General features: G+C 36.8%; 17 protein-coding genes, 1 rRNA gene and 1 riboswitch. Of the genes, 7 read left to right on the top strand and 11 right to left on the bottom strand.

Going from position 1 to position 19855, the window contains the following annotated elements; all coding sequences use genetic code 11:
* Positions 1–45: 45 nt before the first annotated feature.
* Complete coding sequence (locus LB467_RS14690) at positions 46–882, bottom strand: DUF3822 family protein (protein WP_224474805.1); 837 nt, start codon at positions 880–882, stop codon at positions 46–48.
* The gene (locus LB467_RS14685; RefSeq protein WP_224474804.1) at positions 869–1519 is read right to left on the bottom strand and encodes a hypothetical protein; all 651 of its coding nucleotides are present in this window, start codon (positions 1517–1519) and stop codon (positions 869–871) included. Before LB467_RS14685 ends, LB467_RS14690 begins: the two co-directional genes overlap by 14 nt.
* Before the next feature lie 120 nt (positions 1520–1639).
* On the opposite strand from LB467_RS14685, the gene LB467_RS14680 reads away from it, so the two are divergent.
* Positions 1640–3076: an ATP-dependent DNA helicase gene (locus LB467_RS14680; RefSeq protein WP_224474830.1), complete on the top strand. Its 1437-nt coding sequence runs from the start codon at positions 1640–1642 to the stop codon at positions 3074–3076.
* A 64-nt stretch (positions 3077–3140) separates the two neighbouring features.
* Positions 3141–3884 (top strand): 3-deoxy-manno-octulosonate cytidylyltransferase, encoded by a 744-nt coding sequence (gene kdsB, locus LB467_RS14675; protein ID WP_224474803.1) that lies wholly within the window; start codon positions 3141–3143, stop codon positions 3882–3884.
* Here kdsB and LB467_RS14670 read toward each other — a convergent pair.
* The 3 genes from LB467_RS14670 to LB467_RS14660 are packed head-to-tail and all read right to left on the bottom strand — an operon-like array spanning position 3881 to position 6407.
* Complete coding sequence (locus tag LB467_RS14670) at positions 3881–5185, bottom strand: cryptochrome/photolyase family protein (RefSeq protein WP_224474802.1); 1305 nt, start codon at positions 5183–5185, stop codon at positions 3881–3883. The genes kdsB and LB467_RS14670 overlap by 4 nt on opposite strands.
* Positions 5186–5881 (bottom strand): SDR family NAD(P)-dependent oxidoreductase, encoded by a 696-nt coding sequence (locus tag LB467_RS14665; RefSeq protein ID WP_224474801.1) that lies wholly within the window; start codon positions 5879–5881, stop codon positions 5186–5188. It abuts the gene before it with no gap.
* A 16-nt stretch (positions 5882–5897) separates the two neighbouring features.
* Positions 5898–6407 (bottom strand): SRPBCC family protein, encoded by a 510-nt coding sequence (locus tag LB467_RS14660; protein WP_224474800.1) that lies wholly within the window; start codon positions 6405–6407, stop codon positions 5898–5900.
* Between the two features lie 144 nt (positions 6408–6551).
* On the opposite strand from LB467_RS14660, the gene LB467_RS14655 reads away from it, so the two are divergent.
* Entirely contained in the window at positions 6552–7397 is an 846-nt protein-coding gene (locus LB467_RS14655) for a DUF2911 domain-containing protein (protein WP_224474799.1), read from the top strand.
* Positions 7398–7558: 161 nt separating this feature from the next.
* Here the strand turns inward: LB467_RS14655 and LB467_RS14650 are convergent, their stop codons facing one another.
* Positions 7559–9235 (bottom strand): ribonucleoside-diphosphate reductase subunit alpha, encoded by a 1677-nt coding sequence (locus LB467_RS14650; RefSeq protein WP_224474798.1) that lies wholly within the window; start codon positions 9233–9235, stop codon positions 7559–7561.
* 42 nt (positions 9236–9277) lie between these two features.
* A complete protein-coding gene (locus LB467_RS14645) occupies positions 9278–10252 on the bottom strand; it encodes a ribonucleotide-diphosphate reductase subunit beta (protein WP_224474797.1) in 975 nt (324 codons plus the stop codon).
* A 118-nt stretch (positions 10253–10370) separates the two neighbouring features.
* A riboswitch (cobalamin riboswitch) is annotated at positions 10371–10504 on the bottom strand.
* Between the two features lie 181 nt (positions 10505–10685).
* Between LB467_RS14645 and LB467_RS14640 the strand changes: the two genes are divergently transcribed.
* Positions 10686–10910 (top strand): hypothetical protein, encoded by a 225-nt coding sequence (locus LB467_RS14640; protein WP_224474796.1) that lies wholly within the window; start codon positions 10686–10688, stop codon positions 10908–10910.
* Positions 10911–11169: 259 nt separating this feature from the next.
* Positions 11170–13077 (top strand): acetate--CoA ligase, encoded by a 1908-nt coding sequence (gene acs, locus LB467_RS14635; protein ID WP_224474795.1) that lies wholly within the window; start codon positions 11170–11172, stop codon positions 13075–13077.
* A gap of 224 nt (positions 13078–13301) precedes the next feature.
* Here the strand turns inward: acs and LB467_RS14630 are convergent, their stop codons facing one another.
* The 4 genes from LB467_RS14630 to LB467_RS14615 all read right to left on the bottom strand — a co-directional run bounded on the left by LB467_RS14630 (position 13302) and on the right by LB467_RS14615 (position 18242).
* Entirely contained in the window at positions 13302–13964 is a 663-nt protein-coding gene (locus LB467_RS14630) for a 3'-5' exonuclease (protein ID WP_224474794.1), read from the bottom strand.
* A complete protein-coding gene (locus LB467_RS14625) occupies positions 13964–15892 on the bottom strand; it encodes a DUF294 nucleotidyltransferase-like domain-containing protein (protein ID WP_224474793.1) in 1929 nt (642 codons plus the stop codon). The genes LB467_RS14630 and LB467_RS14625 overlap by 1 nt, the downstream gene beginning before the upstream one ends.
* Before the next feature lie 44 nt (positions 15893–15936).
* Positions 15937–17013, bottom strand: a complete 1077-nt coding sequence (locus tag LB467_RS14620) for a DNA topoisomerase IB (RefSeq protein ID WP_224474792.1) — start codon at positions 17011–17013, stop codon at positions 15937–15939.
* 140 nt (positions 17014–17153) lie between these two features.
* Complete coding sequence (locus LB467_RS14615; RefSeq protein WP_224474791.1) at positions 17154–18242, bottom strand: M42 family metallopeptidase; 1089 nt, start codon at positions 18240–18242, stop codon at positions 17154–17156.
* A gap of 104 nt (positions 18243–18346) precedes the next feature.
* Between LB467_RS14615 and LB467_RS14610 the strand changes: the two genes are divergently transcribed.
* Positions 18347–19030, top strand: a complete 684-nt coding sequence (locus LB467_RS14610) for a DUF4294 domain-containing protein (protein WP_224474790.1) — start codon at positions 18347–18349, stop codon at positions 19028–19030.
* 728 nt (positions 19031–19758) lie between these two features.
* Positions 19759–19855 (top strand): 16S ribosomal RNA (locus tag LB467_RS14605); the annotation flags it as partial.

Below are 19855 nucleotides of genomic sequence, written 5' to 3'. Positions count from 1 at the left end.
CCCATATCATTCAGGCAGTTTCGTATAGAAATTATAATGTAGTTTTCAATTACCTCGTTGGTTTACCCCGAGGTTCTTGATTAATACATATTCTTCCAGTTCGTTTAAACCGGAAAGCTCTTTTTCCTTTTTAAAGCTGAAATCGGTTTCTAAAAGCTCAATATGTTTAATATACTCAAAGGCAATTTTAAAGAGAGGAGAAGCCTTGCTAATAGCTCCCAGTAAAATCAACCTGAAACTCTCAGGGTTTAAATTGAGTTGTTCAGCAGTAAATAGAATATAATATAAAAAATCCTCTTTTTCGGTAAAGCTGAAAGAATTACAAAGCAGGAGTTCACCATTTTCAATTACTACAAGGTCAAACTGCTTATTTTTAAGGTGCGCAAATATTTGTGGCCTGTCTGCTTTTGGTAAAGCCAGTAGATTTTCAACTAACACGGTATTAAGGTGGTGATATTCAAATTCCCCAAATTTCTCAAAGAAGAAATTTATAATATTTGTATACGGAATATAAACATTGATAATCCCGGTGTTGCCAATTTCTTCATGAGCAATAAAATCGGTTTTAAGGATTTTAGTGTTGAATTTTAAATAATCTGAAGCATTTTCTTCCTTAAATAAATTTGCAGGAACTAAGCTATAAAGCGCATTGTCAAAAATTAATTTAACCTGGCTGGCTTCTGCAATACTAGTTTCTTCAGCATAAACCTTTTGAATTTCCGCAAGCAATTTCACAGGGTCCAGCTGTTGGGGAAAGCGTATTTTTTTGAAATGTACCACTTCATTTTCAGCAGAATTTAGGGTACAAAAAGAAAGTCCATCCAGGCTAACCTGAATGGACAGTTCTAAAATTATTTGTTTTCTACTGTTACTCGTCGCCATATTGGGTTGGCCAGTTTCCTTTGGTATTAACTTCTTCTAAAGAGCCAACGTTGATGTATCGACCGTTTATATCGTCTACAGATTGTACTAAATTTTGTTGTAAAATAAGTTCCCTGTCTAAACCTTGTAATACAACACTTTTAGCAACTCTTGCTCTAAAAACTGCAATTTTGGTCTGTCCTTTTGTAATAGTACCTGCATCAAGTTCAAACTTAGCATCCACACCTTCAATTGGGACATTTATCATATTCGTATAACGTTCCTTATCTCCTTTAAATAATGAATCTTTTACCGGTACAAAGCCAAGTGTATCGATAATTACTCTTTCAATATACTCATCTACACCGTATTGTTTTTTATACTCTTCATCTAAAACAGTAGTATCACGACGTTGGGTAATCGCAAATTCTGCAGTATCTAAAAATCTCACTAGCTTATCAAAATCATCTTCAAAAGTACCTATAACCTCCTTGTGGGCTAGTTCTGCTTTACGAATATCCTTTAAGTTTTCAACTACTTTAGCATAACGCTTTTCTTTGATTTTATTAAATTGAATTGGTTCGTAAACAGCGTTAAAAGTTAGGTAGGCTAATCCTATGATAACTACCCAAAGAAGTAATTGAATTGCAAGTCTCATGCTTTCTAAATTTTGTTTTAAAATTACTAGTGTTTCAGGACAAATCTACAATTTTTTTTTATTCGTAAAAGTTTCTTCCGTAAAAATCCATTCCTATCTTTGATTTTTGATAAATCTTCTATGGAAAATCTTGATGCTTCCAAATTCTATAAACTTCTTTTAAGCGATCTGGGTTTTACAGCTAAAGTAGGGCAGGATCTTGCTTTACAGCAACTTTCCCGCTTTGTTTTGAACAATAATAAAGATGAACTTTTTGTCTTAAAAGGTTTTGCTGGTACCGGTAAAACTACCATAATCAGCACTTTAGTAAAAAATCTTTGGCAAATTAAAAAATCTGGTGTTTTGTTGGCACCCACGGGAAGGGCGGCTAAAGTGATTTCCAATTATTCTAAAAAAGAAGCTTTTACTATTCATAAAAAAATCTATTTCCCTAAGAAAAGCGGTGGGAGCGGAGTGCAATTTGTGCTTCAGCCGAATAAACACAAAAACAGTATTTTTATTGTAGATGAAGCTTCAATGATCTCTGATACGCCAACAAATTCCAAATTAATGGAAAATGGAAGCTTATTAGACGATCTTATTCAATTTGTATATTCCGGGCAAAATTGTCAGCTTATTTTAATTGGGGATACTGCGCAGCTTCCTCCTGTAAAAATGGAAATTAGCCCCGCTCTGGAGGCAGAAAAACTTCAGTTTTCTTATAATAAGGAAGTTCATCATATCGAGCTGGACGAAGTAGTAAGACAGGCTGAAGAAAGCGATATTCTGCTAAATGCCACAAAAATAAGGCAAAGTCTGCAAGACGGTTTTTATGATAGTTTTCAGTTTGAAATCACTCCTAAAGCAGATGTTATTAGGTTGCAGGATGGTTACGAAATTATGAATGCCATCGAGGAATGCTATAATGAGTTAGGAAATGAGGAAACCAGTTTTATAGTTCGGTCTAATAAAAGGGCAAATTTGTACAATCAGCAAATAAGGTCCAGAATTTTGTTCCAGGAAGAAGAGATTTCAGCCGGAGATTATCTTATGGTGGTGAAGAATAATTATTTCTGGATAAAACCCAGTTCCGAAGCCGGATTTATAGCTAACGGTGATATCGTAAAAGTCCTTGAGATTTTCGGTATAAAAGAGCTCTACGGTTTCCGGTTTGCCGAAGTGCAGGTGCAAATGGTAGATTACCCCAAAATGAGACCTTTTGAAACCGTGGTGATGTTAGATACCTTAACCAGCAACACGCCTTCGCTTTCCTATGAAGAATCTAACGAACTTTACCAGGAGGTGATGAAGGATTATGAAGATGAAACTTCTAAATACAAGAAATTTATGAAGGTAAAGAACAATAAGTTTTTCAATGCTTTACAAATTAAGTTTTCCTATGCAATGACCTGCCATAAATCCCAGGGTGGGCAGTGGAATACGGTTTTTATTGAGCAACCCTACCTGCCCGAAGGTGTGGGTAAAGAATATTTAAGATGGCTTTACACAGCTGTAACACGGGCAACCGATAAACTCTATTTAATAGGTTTTAAAGACGACTTTTTTATAAACAAATAATTTAGGATCTGCCAAGAAATCAAATTTTAAAACCTAAATTTAATTTTCAAAACAACTAATTTCGATGAATAATCCACTTAAAATAATCGCTATGATTCCCGCTCGTTACGAGGCTGCTCGTTTTCCGGGGAAACTTTTAAAAGACCTTAATGGCAAAACGGTAATTACCAGAACCTACGAAGCTGCCAAAAACACCGGTCTTTTTGATGAAGTTTACGTGGTGACCGATAGCGATAAAATTTATGCAGAAATTAATAAAAACGGCGGCAACGCGATAAAAAGTAACAAAGAACACGAATGTGGAAGCGACCGTATTGCGGAAGCAGTGCAGGATATGGATGTGGATATTGTGGTGAATGTGCAGGGAGATGAGCCATTTATAGATAAAGATAGCCTGGCGAAATTACTGGTTGTTTTTAGGGAAGATGATGCTTCTGCGATAGATCTTGCTTCCTTAAAGACGGCCCTTTCCGAAAGTGATGATATTACCAATGCAAACAATGTAAAAGTAATTACCAATAAAAATGATTTCGCGATGTATTTTTCAAGGTTTCCAATACCTTACCCGAGAAATACTGATGCTCATGTGACTTATTTTAAGCATATTGGGATTTACGCTTTCAGAAAACAGGCGCTTATCGATTTCTATAATTTACCGATGCTTTCATTAGAATCTGCTGAAAAAATAGAGGCGATTAGGTTCCTGGAATATGGAAAAAATATAAAAATGGTGGAAACCGAGATGCAGACTATAGGAATAGATACTCCTGAAGATCTTGAAAAAGCCAGGAAGATCTGGAACAATTAGCTTACCGCATCTTTATAAACTTTTAAAGCCCGTTCGCGGGCTTCTTTATGGTCTACCATTTTTTCTGGATATTTGTCGGTGCCAAATTCTTCTACCCATTCTTTGATGTATTTTTTGTCCTTATCAAATTTGTCAATTTGGGTGGTGGGATTGAATATTCTGAAATAAGGGGCTGCGTCTACACCGCTTCCGGCAACCCATTGCCAGTTACCAACATTTGACGACATTTCGTAATCAAGTAGTTTTTCAGCAAAATAGGCTTCTCCCCAGCGCCAGTCTATAAGTAGGTGTTTGCAAAGAAAGCTCCCCACTAACATTCTTACGCGATTATGCATAAATCCGGTTTCATTCAACTGGCGCATTCCTGCATCAACTAAAGGATAACCAGTTTTGCCGGCTTTCCATTTTTCAAATTCGTCTTCGTTGTTTCTCCATTCAATTCGGTCGTATTTCTTTTTAAAAGAATCGGTTACCGTATCGGGATTATGGTATAAAACCTGCATAAAAAATTCCCTCCAAATCAATTCTTCAAGAAAAGTTTTATTGCTTTCAGCATTAGCCTTTTCTACCATTTTTCTCACACTTACGGTTCCAAAGCGAAGATGAGCACCAAGACGGGAAGTTCCCTCTTTTCCGGGAATATTCCGGGTTTTTTCGTATTGCTGGATTAAAGTTGGCGTGACATCATAATCGGGCACTTTAATTTCTGAAGTTGTAAAACCAATATCCTTTAAACTTAAATTAGGTAACCTTGTATTCTTCACGAGATTATCTAAATATTGGCTGGTATAGTGAATCTTAGGATCTAGCGATTTAAACTGCTCTTTCCAAACCCTCATATAAGGCGTATAAACGACATAAGGATCGCCGTCTTTTTTAACCACTTCATCCTTTTCGAAAATAACCTGGTCTTTGAAAGTATGAAATTCAATATTATTTTCAGAAAGTAATTCAGCTATTTCTTTATCCCTTTTTGCTGCATAGGGTTCGTAATCGTGGTTAGTAAATACTTCAGTAACCTTATAATCTTTAATTATTTGCTGAAAGATCTCTTTTGGTTTTCCGTGATACATTGCGATAGAACTACCATAATCATCTTGAAGTTCCTGCCGCATTTGCTGAAGTTGCTCATGTATAAAACTTACTCTCGCATCATCTTTAGGTAATTTATCAAGGATTTCGGTATCAAAAATAAAAATTGGGAGTACTGGTTTTTCAGATTTTAAGGCTTTAAGAAATCCTACATTATCATCCAACCTAAGATCACGTCTAAACCAAAATATATTCACTGCTTCACTCATTTACGAAATATTTAAAGTTGAAAGTCCGCCGTCTACACTAATAATTTGCCCGGTAATCCAGTTGTTTTCTTCACTTAACAAAAATGTGGCTGCATTGGCGATGTCTTTTGCATTTCCAATCCTTTTTAAAGGATGCCTTTCGCTCATTTTCTCTTTTTTGGAATCATTTGACAATAATTTTTCAGCCAGGGGCGTATCGGTTAGAGAAGGTGCAATGACATTTACACGCATCTTTGGAGCATATTCGGCTGCCAGAGCTTTTGCAAAACCTTCAATGGCACCTTTGGCTGCAGCAACGCTGGTATGAAAAGGCATTCCGACTTTTACAGCCACTGTACTAAAAAATACCAAACTTGCATTTTCAGCACTTTTTAATTTCGGCATTAAAGCCTGGACTACTTTTACCGAACTTAAGAAATTCAGATTCATTTCCTCCTCAAAATCTTTATGTTTCAGCATTTTGAAAGGCTTTAGGTTAATGCTTCCGGGACAATATACCAATCCGTGAATTTCTGCCGGCAAATCGAGATCTTCAATATTGTCTTTTAAAACATCGAATTCTAAATGTTCAACATCATCACTTAATTCCCCTTTATTTCTGGAAGCGACAACTACTTTATTTTCTTTAACAAGTTGGTGGGCGATTTCAAGGCCGATTCCGGTAGAACCGCCAATAAGTAAAATATTTCTTTTCATAATTTAATATTTAGTTCTAAGCTATTATATCTTGGTTCAGCGTTGAATTTTTAGTTTTAGGTTCTTCAAATTCACCAAAAAGTTCCACGAGTTTCTTCTGTCTGTAATCGAAGATTTCCTTCAGTTTTAGAGCCACAAGGATGGGATGAACCATTTGCCCTAAAATTCCGAAGGGTAATTTATAATCTACAATATCTTCCATTTCTACCCCACCTGGGATTTCCTTTAAAAAATGTTTATGATGCCAGAGTGCGTACGGGCCAAAACGTTGTTCGTCTACAAAATACTCTTTGTCCCTAACGTGGGTGATTTCAGTTACCCATTTGGTTTTAATCCCGGCTACCGGCGTGACTATATATTGGATGATTTGTCCAGGGTACATTGGTCTATCAGCGCCTGAAATAATATTAAACCCCATATAATCTGGAGTAATAGTCTTTAAATTTCCCGGACTGGAGAGAAATTCCCAGGCTTTTTTTAGACTTATGGGAAGTCTTTGAACCGATTTTTTGGTGTAGATTTTCATCTTTTTTATTTGAAACCAAAATTAAGAGTAGTTTTGTTTAAAATAAAATTATTATAGTTAAACAAAATATAAATGAAAATGTTTTAAATTTTATTTTATAATCAATTTCTCGGTATATTTGAGGAACTAAAAACATATTAAATAATGAAAAAACTATTTCTATTTTTATGCACAGCGGGGATTATGAGTGCTACTCAGGCCCAGGTGCAGGCTCCACAACCGAGTCCCTTTACTAAAGTTGAACAAAAAGTTGGACTTACCGATGTTACTCTTGAATATTCCCGTCCAGGAATGAGAGACCGACAGGTTTTTGGCAATCTGGTACCTTACGGTGAAGTTTGGCGTACAGGCGCTAATGAGAATACCAAAATCACTTTTAGTGACGATGTTACTATTCAGGGTAATGAGCTACAAGCGGGAACCTATGCTATTTATACTATTCCGAAGGAGAACGAATGGGAAGTAATGTTTTATAAGGATGCTTCCAACTGGGGAAATCCTGCAGAATGGAATGATGATAAAGTTGCCTTAAAAGCTACTGCAGAAGTAATGGAACTTCCTTTTGAAATGGAAACTTTTACCATTATGATAGATGAGCTTAAACACGATTCTGCTGCACTTAGCTTTATCTGGGCAAATACCGCTGCAAGTTTAAGATTTGAAGTGCCAACCGAAGAAAAAGCAATGGCCAGTATTGAAAAGGTTATGAGCGGCCCGGGAGCTGCTGATTATTTCGCTGCAGCCACATATTATCATGATGTTAATAAGGATTTGGAGCAGGCCTACGAATGGGTAAATAAGTCCCTTGAAATGGGTAACCCAAATGCATTTTGGATTTTAAGAAGGAAATCCCTTATCGCTGCCGATCTTGGTAAAAAAGACGAAGCGATTGCAGCTGCCAAAAAATCTTTGGCCGAAGCTGAAAAAGCCGGAAACCAGGATTATGTAAAAATGAATAAAGACTCTCTAAAAGAATGGGGAGCGAAGTAAACTAGATTTACGGAAAAAATAAAAAGCTGTTTGAAATTCTTTTCGTCAAGCTGAACTTGTTTCAGCTTCTAACATGTTTTCAATATTCAACATGTTATACCCTGAAATAAATTCAGGGTTACGTTCTGCAGATTTTTCAAACAGCTTTTCTTATCTGTAACCTAAGCCTCACAACTCGAGCAATTTACCATATTGGCTATAAATTCTTTGGAAACACTCTGACTTCTTTGATAGTAAAGCGTTTTTACACCCAGCTGCCAGGCTTCTATCATTAATTTATTTACTTCCCTAACCGGAAGATCTGAAGGAATATTCAAGTTTAAACTTTGTGCCTGGTCAATATATTTCTGCCTCACCGAGGCTTGTTGGATAATTTCTAACTGACTGATTTCTTTAAAGGTTTTAAAAACCATACGCTCTTCATCACTTAACTCTTTCAAATGCTGAACACTCCCGTGATTTAGCATAATGCTACGCCAGGTTTCTTCGGTATCCAATCCTTTTTCCTTAAGCAATTCCTTTAAATATTTATTCTTCCGCATAAAATTACCTTTAGCCAGACCTGCTTTGTAATAATTGCTGCTAAAAGGTTCTATTCCCGGTGACGCCTGCCCTAAGATAGCAGAAGAGGAAGTTGTTGGAGCAACGGCCATTAAAGTGGTATTTCTTAAACCGTAATCTTTTAAAACTTCCGGTTCACCGTAAATATTGGCCAGTTCTTTACTGGCTTTGGTAGCTTTTTCACTAATGTCTTTAAAAATAGAATTTGTTAGGCCTTTGGCCTTTAATCCCTCAAAAGGGATCCTGTTTTTTTGCAAATAAGAATGCCATCCCATAACGCCAAGTCCTAAAGCCCTGTGCCTTTTAGCGAATTTATTGGCAGAGGAGAGGTAGTAATTATCTTCGGTTTTCGCAATAAACTCCTGTAAAACAGCATCCAGAAAATAAATGGCCAGTTTTACGGCTTCTGTGTCTTTCCATTCATCATAAAGTTCCAAATTCATTGAGGAAAGACAACAAATAAAGGATTCATCCTCGGTTGAAGGCAATGCAATTTCTGAACAAAGATTACTGGAATGTATGGTGTAATTTTTATCCTTATAAACCTGTGGCTTAAACCGGTTAATATTGTCTTTAAAGAAAAGGTATGGCAATCCTTTTTGTTGCCGGCTTTCTAAAACCTTGGCCCAAATCTCTCGTTTTTCCCTATCGCCATCTATCATTTCCTGCATCCAGTAATCGGGCACACTTACGCCGTAGAATAAATTTTGAATTGGATTTCCAATATTTTTTATTTCAAGGAATTCCTTAATATCGGGGTGATCTATATCCAGGTAAGCTGCAAAAGCCCCACGGCGTACACCGCCCTGGGAAATGGTATCCATCGCGGTATCAAAAAGTTTCATAAAACTGGTTGCGCCGCTGCTTTTCCCATTATCGGTTACGGCGCTTCCACGGCCTCTTAGCTCTCCAAAATAACCGGAAGTACCGCCACCAATTTTTGTTTGCATAATCACCTCGCCAAGTTTGTGGGTAATGCCCTCAATATTATCTGGTACATATACATTAAAGCAAGAGATGGGCAAACCCCGCTCGGTGCCCATATTTGCCCAAATTGGCGAACTTAAACTCATCCAGCCGCGTTCTATCATTTCAATAAAAGCTTCAGCCAGTTCCGGCTTGTAGAGCCTTTTTGCCGCTGCATTGGCTACGCGTTCTATAGCCGACTTTGCGGTTTCTCCTTTTAATAAATAGCCACGGTTAAGTATTTGCTGACTTTCTTCATTAAGCCACCATAGGCGTTCCTGTTGCGTTTCTTTAATTATAGTTTCGGGCATTTTGCTGGGATTTTAGGTGAAATATTTCTGAGGGAAAATTCTTTAAAAAAGGTCATCTGCGGTGATGCTCTTGTCGTGTTTGGTGTAATCTACCGGACGTTTGGCGAAAAAATCGTCTAAACTGTTGGCGAAAACTTCTTCCTCAAACCACAACATCGCTTTATAGTCGTATTCTGAAACGAAATAGAGTTTTTCCAAACCTATTTTTTCAAGGCTATCGTCTACGCGATATTTCATGAAATTCAGGAGGTCTTCTTTTTTGCATTGTTCTAATGAACCATCAGCAAAGATCCAATCGAGGATTTCAGATTCTACTTCCATAGAATGCGCTATAATCTCCCTTATTTTAGTTTTGGTTTCATCGTTAAAAAAATCAGGAAATTCATTTTTGATCTGGTTTACGATATAAATTCCGGCATTGGCGTGAATTTGTTCGTCTACCGAAGTCCACGCAATAATATTGCTCACATTTTTCATTACTCCTTTAAATCGGCTAAAGGAAAGGATTATGGCAAACTGACTAAAAAGTGAAACGTTTTCGATTAAAATTGAAAATAAAATAAGCGAAAACACATATTTCTTTTCATCTGAAGATTTTGTATTCGATAAAGCTTCAGAAAGGTAAGCCACCCTTTTTTTGATTACCGGGGTCTCAATTAATTTTTCAAATTCATTGTTGTAGCCCAGCACTTCAAGCAAACGGGAATAGGCTTCAGAATGTCTGAATTCACATTCGGCAAAAGTACTTCCGAGTCCATTAAATTCTGGTTTTGGAAGGTGCTGATAAAGGTCTCCCCAAAACGATTTTACGGCTACTTCAATTTGGGCAATTGCTAGAAGGCTCTTTTTAATCACCTGCTTTTCATTTTCACTAAGATGCGAATGAAAATCCTGTACATCGGCTGTGAAATCTACTTCAGAATGCACCCAGAACGAACGGTTTATTGCTTCAGTAAACTGTAGGATTTCGGGGTATTCGAATGGTTTGTAGTTTACTCGTTTTTGAAAAATACTCATATTACTTTTGTTTTAGTTTTAAAATCAAAAGCATAAAAGCAAATTGGTGTCTATGGAAAAGTGAAGTTGCGGTAGACCCGCAAAAAGATTGTCCTGGACATTTACTTTTTATGCGAAAGCAAAAGTCAGCCCGGTTGGGAAGGTAGTCTGGCTTGTAGATAATCTACTTTACAGTTGCGCAACAGCTCATGATTCTCACATGATTCCCCTTGTTTATTACAAAAAGTAATACCCGCCGGTATGATTTTACAAGAGTAAAGTTATAAGGAATTTGCGGTGGTTTTATAAAAACCTAATTGAGTTATAAACATAGTTTTTCACAAGTTAAATTTTCGGTAAAAAGAAGACTTCGTGGGGTATAGTTTGGCTGGGGGGCATAGTCTTTGCAAAGTGACGGTTGCAGTATTTGCTAATCAATCGAAACACCTGAAAAATGAGACTTGTTTATTTACAAAACACCGATAATGCTTATGTTGCTAAAGCCGAAATTACTTTAAAGGCTTTTGGAGTTGCTATAGGGCAGAAATCTAAAATTTACATCAGAAAAGATTCTGAAAATACCTGGCGGGAGGAAAAAACCAATAAAAAAGTTTCTCCTAAGGATGCCGCTCATTTAGATAAGTGGCTAAAGGATCATCAGAAATTTGTTGAGCATTAAATTGCTGAATATTCTTGCTGATATTCAATCTAAATCACTTCATTTTTTAAATTCTAATTTCAATTGAAAACTTTTGCTGAATATTTTTCTACTTTTCATCGAATTTATCCATTCTATTAAACTTCCCGTAAAACTTGAAAAAGCCCAATATTAACGGGATTTGGGTGTTTGGTTTCCGTAGGTTTTTATAAATTGCAGGAAAGATATTTTATTCTTTTCAAAATTAACCCATAGAACCATCAATATATTTATTTAAGTTATGAGTAATTATCATATTAAGAATTTAGAGGAATATTTTCAAGTTTATAGAAAATCGGTAAGAGATCCGGAAAACTTCTGGGAGGAAATAGCTGAAGAGCATTTTACCTGGCGAAAGAAATGGGATAATGTGTTAAGCTGGGATTTTAATGAACCTGAAGTGAAATGGTTTGAAAATGCCAAACTTAATATAACCGAAAACTGTATAGATCGCTTTCTTTTTAATAGGTCTGATAAAACTGCGATTATCTGGGAGCCTAACGATCCTGAAGAAGAAGCCCAACATATTTCCTACGGAGAATTACATAAGAAAGTAAATAAATTCGCGAATGTTTTAAAGGCTAAAGGAATTAAAAAAGGGGATCGGGTTTGTATTTATTTACCAATGATTCCTGAACTTGCCGTAGCTATGCTGGCTTGTGCACGAATTGGTGCTATACATTCGGTGGTTTTTGCAGGTTTTTCTTCTAAAGCTCTGGCTACCAGGACCAATGATGCCGATTGTAAAATGCTAATTACCTCTGATGGTTCTTACCGCGGAAACAAAACGATAGATCTTAAAGGAATTGTAGATAAGGCCCTGGAAGATTGTCCGGGTGTGGAAAGCGTTTTAGTAGCGAAGCGACTGGATTCTGATATTGAAATGCAAGATGGTCGGGATGAATGGCTACAGCCTTTATTAGATGAAGCTTCAGATGAATGTAAAGCCGAAACTATGGATGCTGAAGATCCTTTGTTTATTTTATATACCTCAGGTTCTACCGGAAAACCAAAAGGCATGTTGCATACCACCGCCGGTTATATGGTGTACACAGCATATACTTTTAAGAATGTTTTCCAATATAAAGAAGATGATGTTTATTGGTGTACTGCAGATATTGGATGGATCACAGGACACTCTTATATTTTATATGGTCCGTTAGCTAATGGAGCTACCACGGTAATGTTTGAGGGTATTCCTTCTTACCCCGATGCTGGAAGGTTTTGGGATGTGGTAGAAAAACATAAAGTAAATCAGTTTTATACTGCGCCAACGGCTATTAGGTCTTTGGCAAAAAGAAATATAGAATTTGTAGAGAGTCATGACCTTTCTTCTTTAAAAGTACTGGGAACCGTTGGCGAGCCCATAAACGAGGAAGCCTGGCACTGGTATAACGATAATGTGGGGAAAAATAAAAGTCCTATTGTAGATACCTGGTGGCAAACCGAAACCGGCGGAATTATGATTACTCCAATACCTTATGTTACCCCTGTAAAACCGACTTATGCAACCTTGCCATTTCCCGGAATTCAGCCCGCTTTAATGGATGAGAACGGAAATGAATTAAAGGGCAATCAAGTAGATGGTCGTTTATGTATTAAATATCCTTGGCCTGCTATTGCCAGAACCGTTTGGAGAGACCACGAACGTTATAAAACCACCTATTTTTCTACTTTTAAAAATATGTATTTTACCGGAGATGGTGCTCTTAGGGATGAAGTAGGTTATTACCGAATTACAGGTAGGGTAGATGATGTAATTATAGTTTCAGGCCATAATTTAGGAACGGCGCCAATTGAAGATGCGATGGATGAACATCCGGCGGTAGCTGAATCCGCCGTTGTTGGTTTCCCTCATGAAGTAAAAGGAAATGCACTTTATGCCTTTGTAACCTTAAAAGAATCCGGAGAATCCAGAAATCACGATAACCTCAGGAAGGAAATAAATCAGCAGATTGGGGACAAAGTAGGGCCAATTGCCAAACCGGAGAAAATCCAGTTTGTTAGCGGCCTACCAAAAACGCGTAGCGGAAAAATTATGCGAAGAATTTTAAGAAAAATAGCATCTAAAGAAACAGAAGATCTTGGAGATACTTCAACTTTATTAAATCCTGAAGTTGTAGAGGAGATTATGAAGGATGCTTTGTAAGGATTAATCTTAGTTTTTTGCAGTAAAATTTTATACAAAATCTCAGACCTCACAGGCTTTCAAAACCTGTGAGATCTTTTTAGTATAGAATTTATTTTAAAATTTAGCATTTTCAAGAAAATAACACCACCGGCCTCTGGCCACCCTGCCCGACATAGTTAATTAGGCGGGCTCCCCTTGAAAAAAGGTAGGAGCTTTAATAATTCTCTAAATTTTGTTCCTAATTAAACCCTAAACAATTTTTTTAAATTTAATTTTCCATCGGTATTTAGTTTACCCAGGATAGTTAGGAAAGCTATGGCTGTTATAAAAGCATCCCCGGCGGCGGTGTGCCTGTCTCTTATGTCAATATTGTAAGTTTCGGCGATTTCGTCTAGCGAATAACTTTTCTCCCGATTAATAAGATTGGAGATTATTCGGGTACCACGGTATAAATTCACGGTATCTAAAACCTTGTTTTTCAGCTTTGGCAAACCCATTCTGGTTAAAGCCTCATTGATCATCCCAAGATCAAAACCCGCGTGGTGCGCCACCAAAACAGAATTTCCGATATATTCTAAAAAAGCTTTTACTGCCTCTTCTTCAGAAAGGGTTTTTATACGTTCATTCTGAATAATCCCGTGAATCTTTACGGTTTTAGGGTTGAAAGTTTCCTGGGAAATGTACTCTTCAAATCCGTCGGCAATATCTATAGATTTGTTATTAATGGCAACTGCACCAATAGAAAGCATCCGGTCTTTTTTAAGATCAAAGCCTGTAGTTTCGGTATCCAAAACAACAAACCTGGTTTCCTCGATTTCTTTCGGAAGTTTTTCCTGAAATTTAACTTCATAATCATGCCAGAATTCAGGCAGATTATCAGGTTTCTTTTTGAATAAATTTAGCATTAGATATAAGGAGTTACTTCAAAACGGTATTTTATTAATTCCTGCACCTGTCTTATACTTTTAAAACAGCGTTTTAGTTTGATCTTTTCCTCTTTGCTCAAATTCTCCAGATCTATAAACCTGCCGCTATTCCTATTTTCCAAACCGTGTTGAGTTCTAAATTTCAGTAAAACTTTAGACGCATAGGCACAGGATAGAAATAGCTCTTTGTTATTCGGCTCTAGTTGTGCCAGTTTTTCAAAGCGCTCTGCAGTATTGCTTATGTTTTTCACCTGGTGGTATAAGATTAAGAGCCTGCCCGCATCAGTTAAAGGCGTAATTCCTCGTTTTTTAATGTCGAAAAAATCTTTATTTTCTCCATCTTCTTCTAATAAAAACTGCCTGAAGAAACCAAGCGGAGATGGGTTTCTCAATGTAGTGGCGCCCATTACCGCATAGAATTTGCGATTGTCTTTAGTTAGAAGAAAAATATGATCGGCAAGCGCATTAGATAAATTTACATTTCCGTAAGAAATATCAAAATCGAAGAAAATAGAGCAGAGTAAAATTTCGTCGTTTCCGGGATCTATAATCCATTTGGTAAATTGTTCTTTCCATTCACTTAAACTGAGGCAGTATTTTGGGTTTTTTGCCATCATTTCGGCAGGGCAATATTCGTAGCCGATTATATTGAGCCGCTTGTTCACTTTTCTCGCCAATTCTAAAAAATAGGCCCTGGTTTCTTCCAGTTTTTCCTCCGGAACATCTTCAAAAATAAGCGCATTGTCCTGGTCGGTTTGTAAAAGTTGTTCTTTACGTCCCTGGCTTCCGAGGGAAATCCACGTGAAATCACAGGGCAGGGGAGTAGGTAGCTTTTTAATACAGCGCTCTATAATTCGTTTAATAGTGGCGTCGTTCAGCTCAAAAATAATTCTGGAGATATGATTTAGCGGAATATTGGAAGCTAGAAATCCCCTGAGCAATAAGGTGATTTTATGCCGAATTTTCTTTAATTCGTTGGTGTTATTACTTCGCTGAATTGCTTTCATTAAAACCGAAGGATTATGGCCTTCAGAAACCATAATGTCGTGTTCAGAAAGTATTCCCACAACCTTAGTATTTGGCGTACCGTCTTCGGTAATACAAATGTGGTTTATATGATGTTTCATCATCGTAAGCTGTGCCTGTGCGATAGTAAGGCCCTGCGGATAACAAATTACTGGAGATGCCATAATTTTTGAAACAGGGGTTTCAATTCCATATGCGCCGGTAGCTACCATATCCCTAAAATCCTCATCGGTTACAATGCCTTTAGCGATATTGTCTTCTACCACTAAAACCGAACCTACTTTCTTTTTGCTCATTAGTTGGGCCGCAGCTTTTATAGTAGTTTCAGGTGATGTCATGACCACCTTTCTGGTTACCGGTGCCGGCTGAAGTTCAAAAAGATTATTGTTGGGTTTATATTGACTTTCTACAGGTTCTTTTTCTGAAATTAATTTTCCTTTATGAGCTTCAGAATATGGGTTTCGGGTGTTTGAGGCAAAACTCTGAATCAAAAAATTATTGACTTCTTTATTTTCTTCTGAAAGAGGTTTGAATTTTTTTATAGGAATTGCATACAGAATTGTTTCTTCTTCGGCAATGGCATTGATGAGGTAATTTTCTTTCGCAAACAACGGCCGAAGTCCAAAAATATCGCCTTCATCGCACTTGTCTATTGTTTCTCGTTTACCGTTGTTGTCGCGTTCTAAGGAAATCGCCCCTTTATTCACCACATAGAAGCGCTTATGGCCAATATCACCTTCAGAAAATAGTCTCTTTCCTTTTTCAAGATATTTTACCTTAACCTGTTTTGAGATAATTAATAAATCTTCCTTTTTTAAAAGATTAAAAGGAGGATAATTTTTAAGGAAATCGGCTATACGGGAAGCAATCGTGTTCTTCATACTGCTAATTTAATCAAAAATGAACAGAGCTTTTTCCTTTGAATTTAAATCTTCACCTCGTAATCTTTAATCATATTAAGAATCACTTTTTCTGTTTCAGAAAGGGAAATATAGTTTTGTTTTTCTTCAGGTTTAACTTTATTAAAATAAGGTACGATTTCACCGGTTTCATAGGAGTTTGCAACTTTAGGGTGCACATAATAACTTTTGCACACGGCCCGGGTGTTTCCCAAACCTTCGGCTGAGGCATCAAAAGCCTGGATTAAATTCTTTTTATTTTGTTTTTCGTCTTCGGTATAACCAAGTTCTAGCAGGGTTTCAAAAAAAATCTTTGTTGCGCTCCAGGTTCTAAAATCTTTAGCTGAAAACTGGTCGCCGCTAATTTCGTGAATATAATCATTGATCATTCCACTGTCTATCGCTTGTTTGTCTCCTTTTTCATCATAAAATTTGAAAAGCTCCCAACCCGGAATTTCCTCACATTGATTAACAAGTTTAATCAACTGTTTATTTTTTACAGAGACCGAATGTTCTTTTCCTTTTTTTCCAATAAACTCGAATTTGATCTGATTTTTAGAAGTTTTTAGGTGTCTGGATCTAAATGTGGAAAGACCGTAGGTTTTATTGTTCTTTGCGTAGTATTGATTTCCGATCCTAATATGGGTTTCTTCCATAAGCCGAAGGACTAATGCGAGTACTTTTCTTCGACTCATTTCCGGCAAGTCCAGGTCTTGATTTACCTGTTTTCTAATTTTTGACAGGTTTTCGCCAAAAGCGGTCATTTTAAAGAATTTGGTTTCATTCCTTAATTTGCTCCAGGTAGAATGGTAAATGTATTGTTTTCGGTTTTTTTCATCACGTCCCACAACTTGTAGATGCCCCGTTTTTAAATGAGTAATACGCACTTCCTGCCAGGCCGGCGGAATTACCAAACTTTTGATCCTATTTATAGTTTTATCATCTTTTATGCGTTCTCCTTTATATAGGTAGGAGAACCCTCTACCTACTTTCTTTCTTTTAATTGAAAGTTTTTCTTCCGAAACATAAGTGAGGTTTGCGAAATTTACAGCTTCATAGGGATTCGAAATAAGAATATTTACCTCTTCAGGAGAAATAGTCATTTTTGTTTTTTATTAAATATAGACTGAAAAGCGACAGGCAGATGGTAAATAATTGTGAAAGTATATCTAATGAAATGACAAAAGCCCTTTCCGGAGAATTCCGAAAAGGGCTTGTTACAATAAATAAGGTAATGATCTGTTTAGTCGAAATAACTAAAACTCTCTCCTTCTTTTATATGAAGTAAACTTTCATAAATTAATTTTATTACGTTTTCCACATCGCTTTTATGAACCATTTCTACCGTGGTATGCATATATCTTAGAGGAAGTGAAATTAATGCTGAAGGAACACCACCGTTACTGTAAGCAAAAGCATCGGTGTCTGTTCCTGTAAATCTTGAATTTGCCATTCGCTGAAAAGGAATTTCTTTTTCCTGGGCTGTTTCAATAAGCAATTCCCTCAATTTATTTTGAACCGCAGGTGCGTGGGCAATTACAGGGCCGTGACCAATTTTTGTGTCGCCAGTTTTCTTTTTATTGATCATTGGCGTATTGGTATCGTGGGTTACATCGGTAACAATGGCTACATTGGGTTTAATTCGGTGAGTGATCATTTCAGCACCCCGAAGTCCTATTTCTTCCTGTACGGAATTAGTTATATATAGGCCAAAAGGTAATTTTTTCCCGTTCTCTTTTAATAATTTAGCAACCTGCGCGATCATAAATCCGCCCATACGGTTATCTAAAGCCCGGCATACAAACTTGTTTTCATTCAGAATAAAGAATTCATCGGGGTAGGTTATTACGCAACCTACGTGAACACCTAATTCTTCGACTTCGTCTTTGCTGGTACAACCCACATCTATACAAATGTTATCGATTTTTGGAGATTGCTCTTCATCTTTATCACGGGTGTGAATTGCAGGCCAACCAAAAACGCCTTTTACAATGCCTTTTTTAGTGTGAATATTAACGCGCTTTGAAGGAGCTATCTGGTGATCACTACCGCCGTTTCTTACCACATAAATAAAACCTTCATCAGTTATATAATTTACATACCAGGAAATTTCATCGGCGTGTCCTTCTATTACTACTTTAAATTCAGCTTCAGGATTTATAACCCCCACCGCTGTTCCGTAGCTATCGGTAAAGAATTCATCAACATATGGTTTTAAATAATCCATCCATAATTTCTGCCCATCAGATTCATATCCCGTAGGCGCCGCATTATTTAAATATTTTTCCAGGAATTCTATAGATTCCTTATCAAGTATACTGTCTTTGCTCATAGATTTGAATTTTCACGAATTTAATAAGAATTAAATCTATGGCAACTGATTATTGATTAATTTTGGAATGATTTTAGTACGCTAGCAAGCTAAATATTTGGTGAATGCTTAGAACGCTTTTTATATTATTCTTCTTTAGTTTTTCGGGACTTTTCGCCCAGGATAGTATTCCTGTTGAAGATACCCTGCAAAAAAAGTATATGATTATTGCGGGCGATACTGTGCCGCGGGAAAGTATAGACCTTAATGAGGTGGTGATTTTAAAGAAGCTTCATTTTGATAATCTTGAGGAGAGAAAAAGATACCTTATATTAAGGAGGAAAACCAGAAAGGTATATCCTTATGCTAAACTTGCTTCTGAAAGGCTGGTAGCGCTTAATGCAAGGCTTGAAGGAATAGAGTCCAGATCGGCACAAAGAAAATACACTAAGATTGTTCAGGATTATATAGAGAAAGAATTTTCTGCGGAATTAAAAAAGCTTACTCATACTGAAGGTCAAATTCTGGTGAAGTTGGTACATCGCCAAACGGGGACTACAGCTTTTAACCTTATCAAGAATTTAAAAAGTGGATGGCGGGCATTCTGGTATAATACTACTGCCAGCTTATTTGAAATTTCACTGAAGGAAGAATTTGACCCCAAAAATAATCACGAAGATTTTTTGATTGAAGATATCCTACAGCGCTCTTTTGTTAATGATATCCTGGAGCCGCAGGCCACTGCACTGGATTTTGAGTATGTTGAACTTACCGATAAATGGAGTGCAGGAAGAGGTCGTTTAAATTAACTTTTTCCCTTCCCAAGATTTCTATAAAATTTTTTATCTTACAAGTTCCTTTAGTTGAAAGGCTTAGAAATTAGTTTTAAGGTTTCTTTAAAAAATTGTTATTTGAGCCTTGCGGGGGAAGAAAACAGCAGTATATTTGCAGCCGCTTACAAGGGCAACGAGGGTTGCGGAGTAAAGCGGGAAGTTCATTACATACTGGGAAATGCGAATTTTTAAGTCTTGAAAAAGCTTTAAAAAATAAAAGCAAAAAAATAATATTTTTTTTTGCCAGATTCAAAAGAGGTTGTATGTTTGCAGCCGCAAAAACAGCTAAGGTTTTATTTAAAAAGTGGCGTTGTTTTTAAAGTTCTTTTGAAGGGTTGCTTTTAAAATAAAGTCAAAAATTTTTCTAAAAAATATTTGGTGTATAAAGAAAAAGTAGTGTATATTTGCAGCCGCTTACAGCGGAAATGAGTTCCCGAAAATACTGAAAAGAAATCCCGGGTGGGTAAGTAAAGAGTTAAGGTTCGAGTCCTTTAGTTTCTACAAGAAATGTCCTTCCGGAGACGGAGATATCCTCACCTTTTTTTAAGGGGAGGTGCCGAAGGCGGAGGGGTTAAGTTCATTGATTTATTGAATTGACAGCGCGTAAAATTGCAATTGCAATTTTTACAAATAATTTAGAATTAAGACTAGAGAAGTCATCTTTGAGTACAGACAATTGATTGTTGTAATTATATTAAGAAACAACGATGAAGAGTTTGATCCTGGCTCAGGATGAACGCTAGCGGCAGGCCTAACACATGCAAGTCGAGGGGTAACAGGGAAGAGCTTGCTCTTTCGCTG

It is taken from the genome of Salegentibacter tibetensis (assembly GCF_020164485.1).
Classification (GTDB): Bacteria; Bacteroidota; Bacteroidia; order Flavobacteriales; family Flavobacteriaceae; genus Salegentibacter; species Salegentibacter tibetensis.
This window is presented reverse-complemented; position numbering and strand designations above follow the sequence as displayed.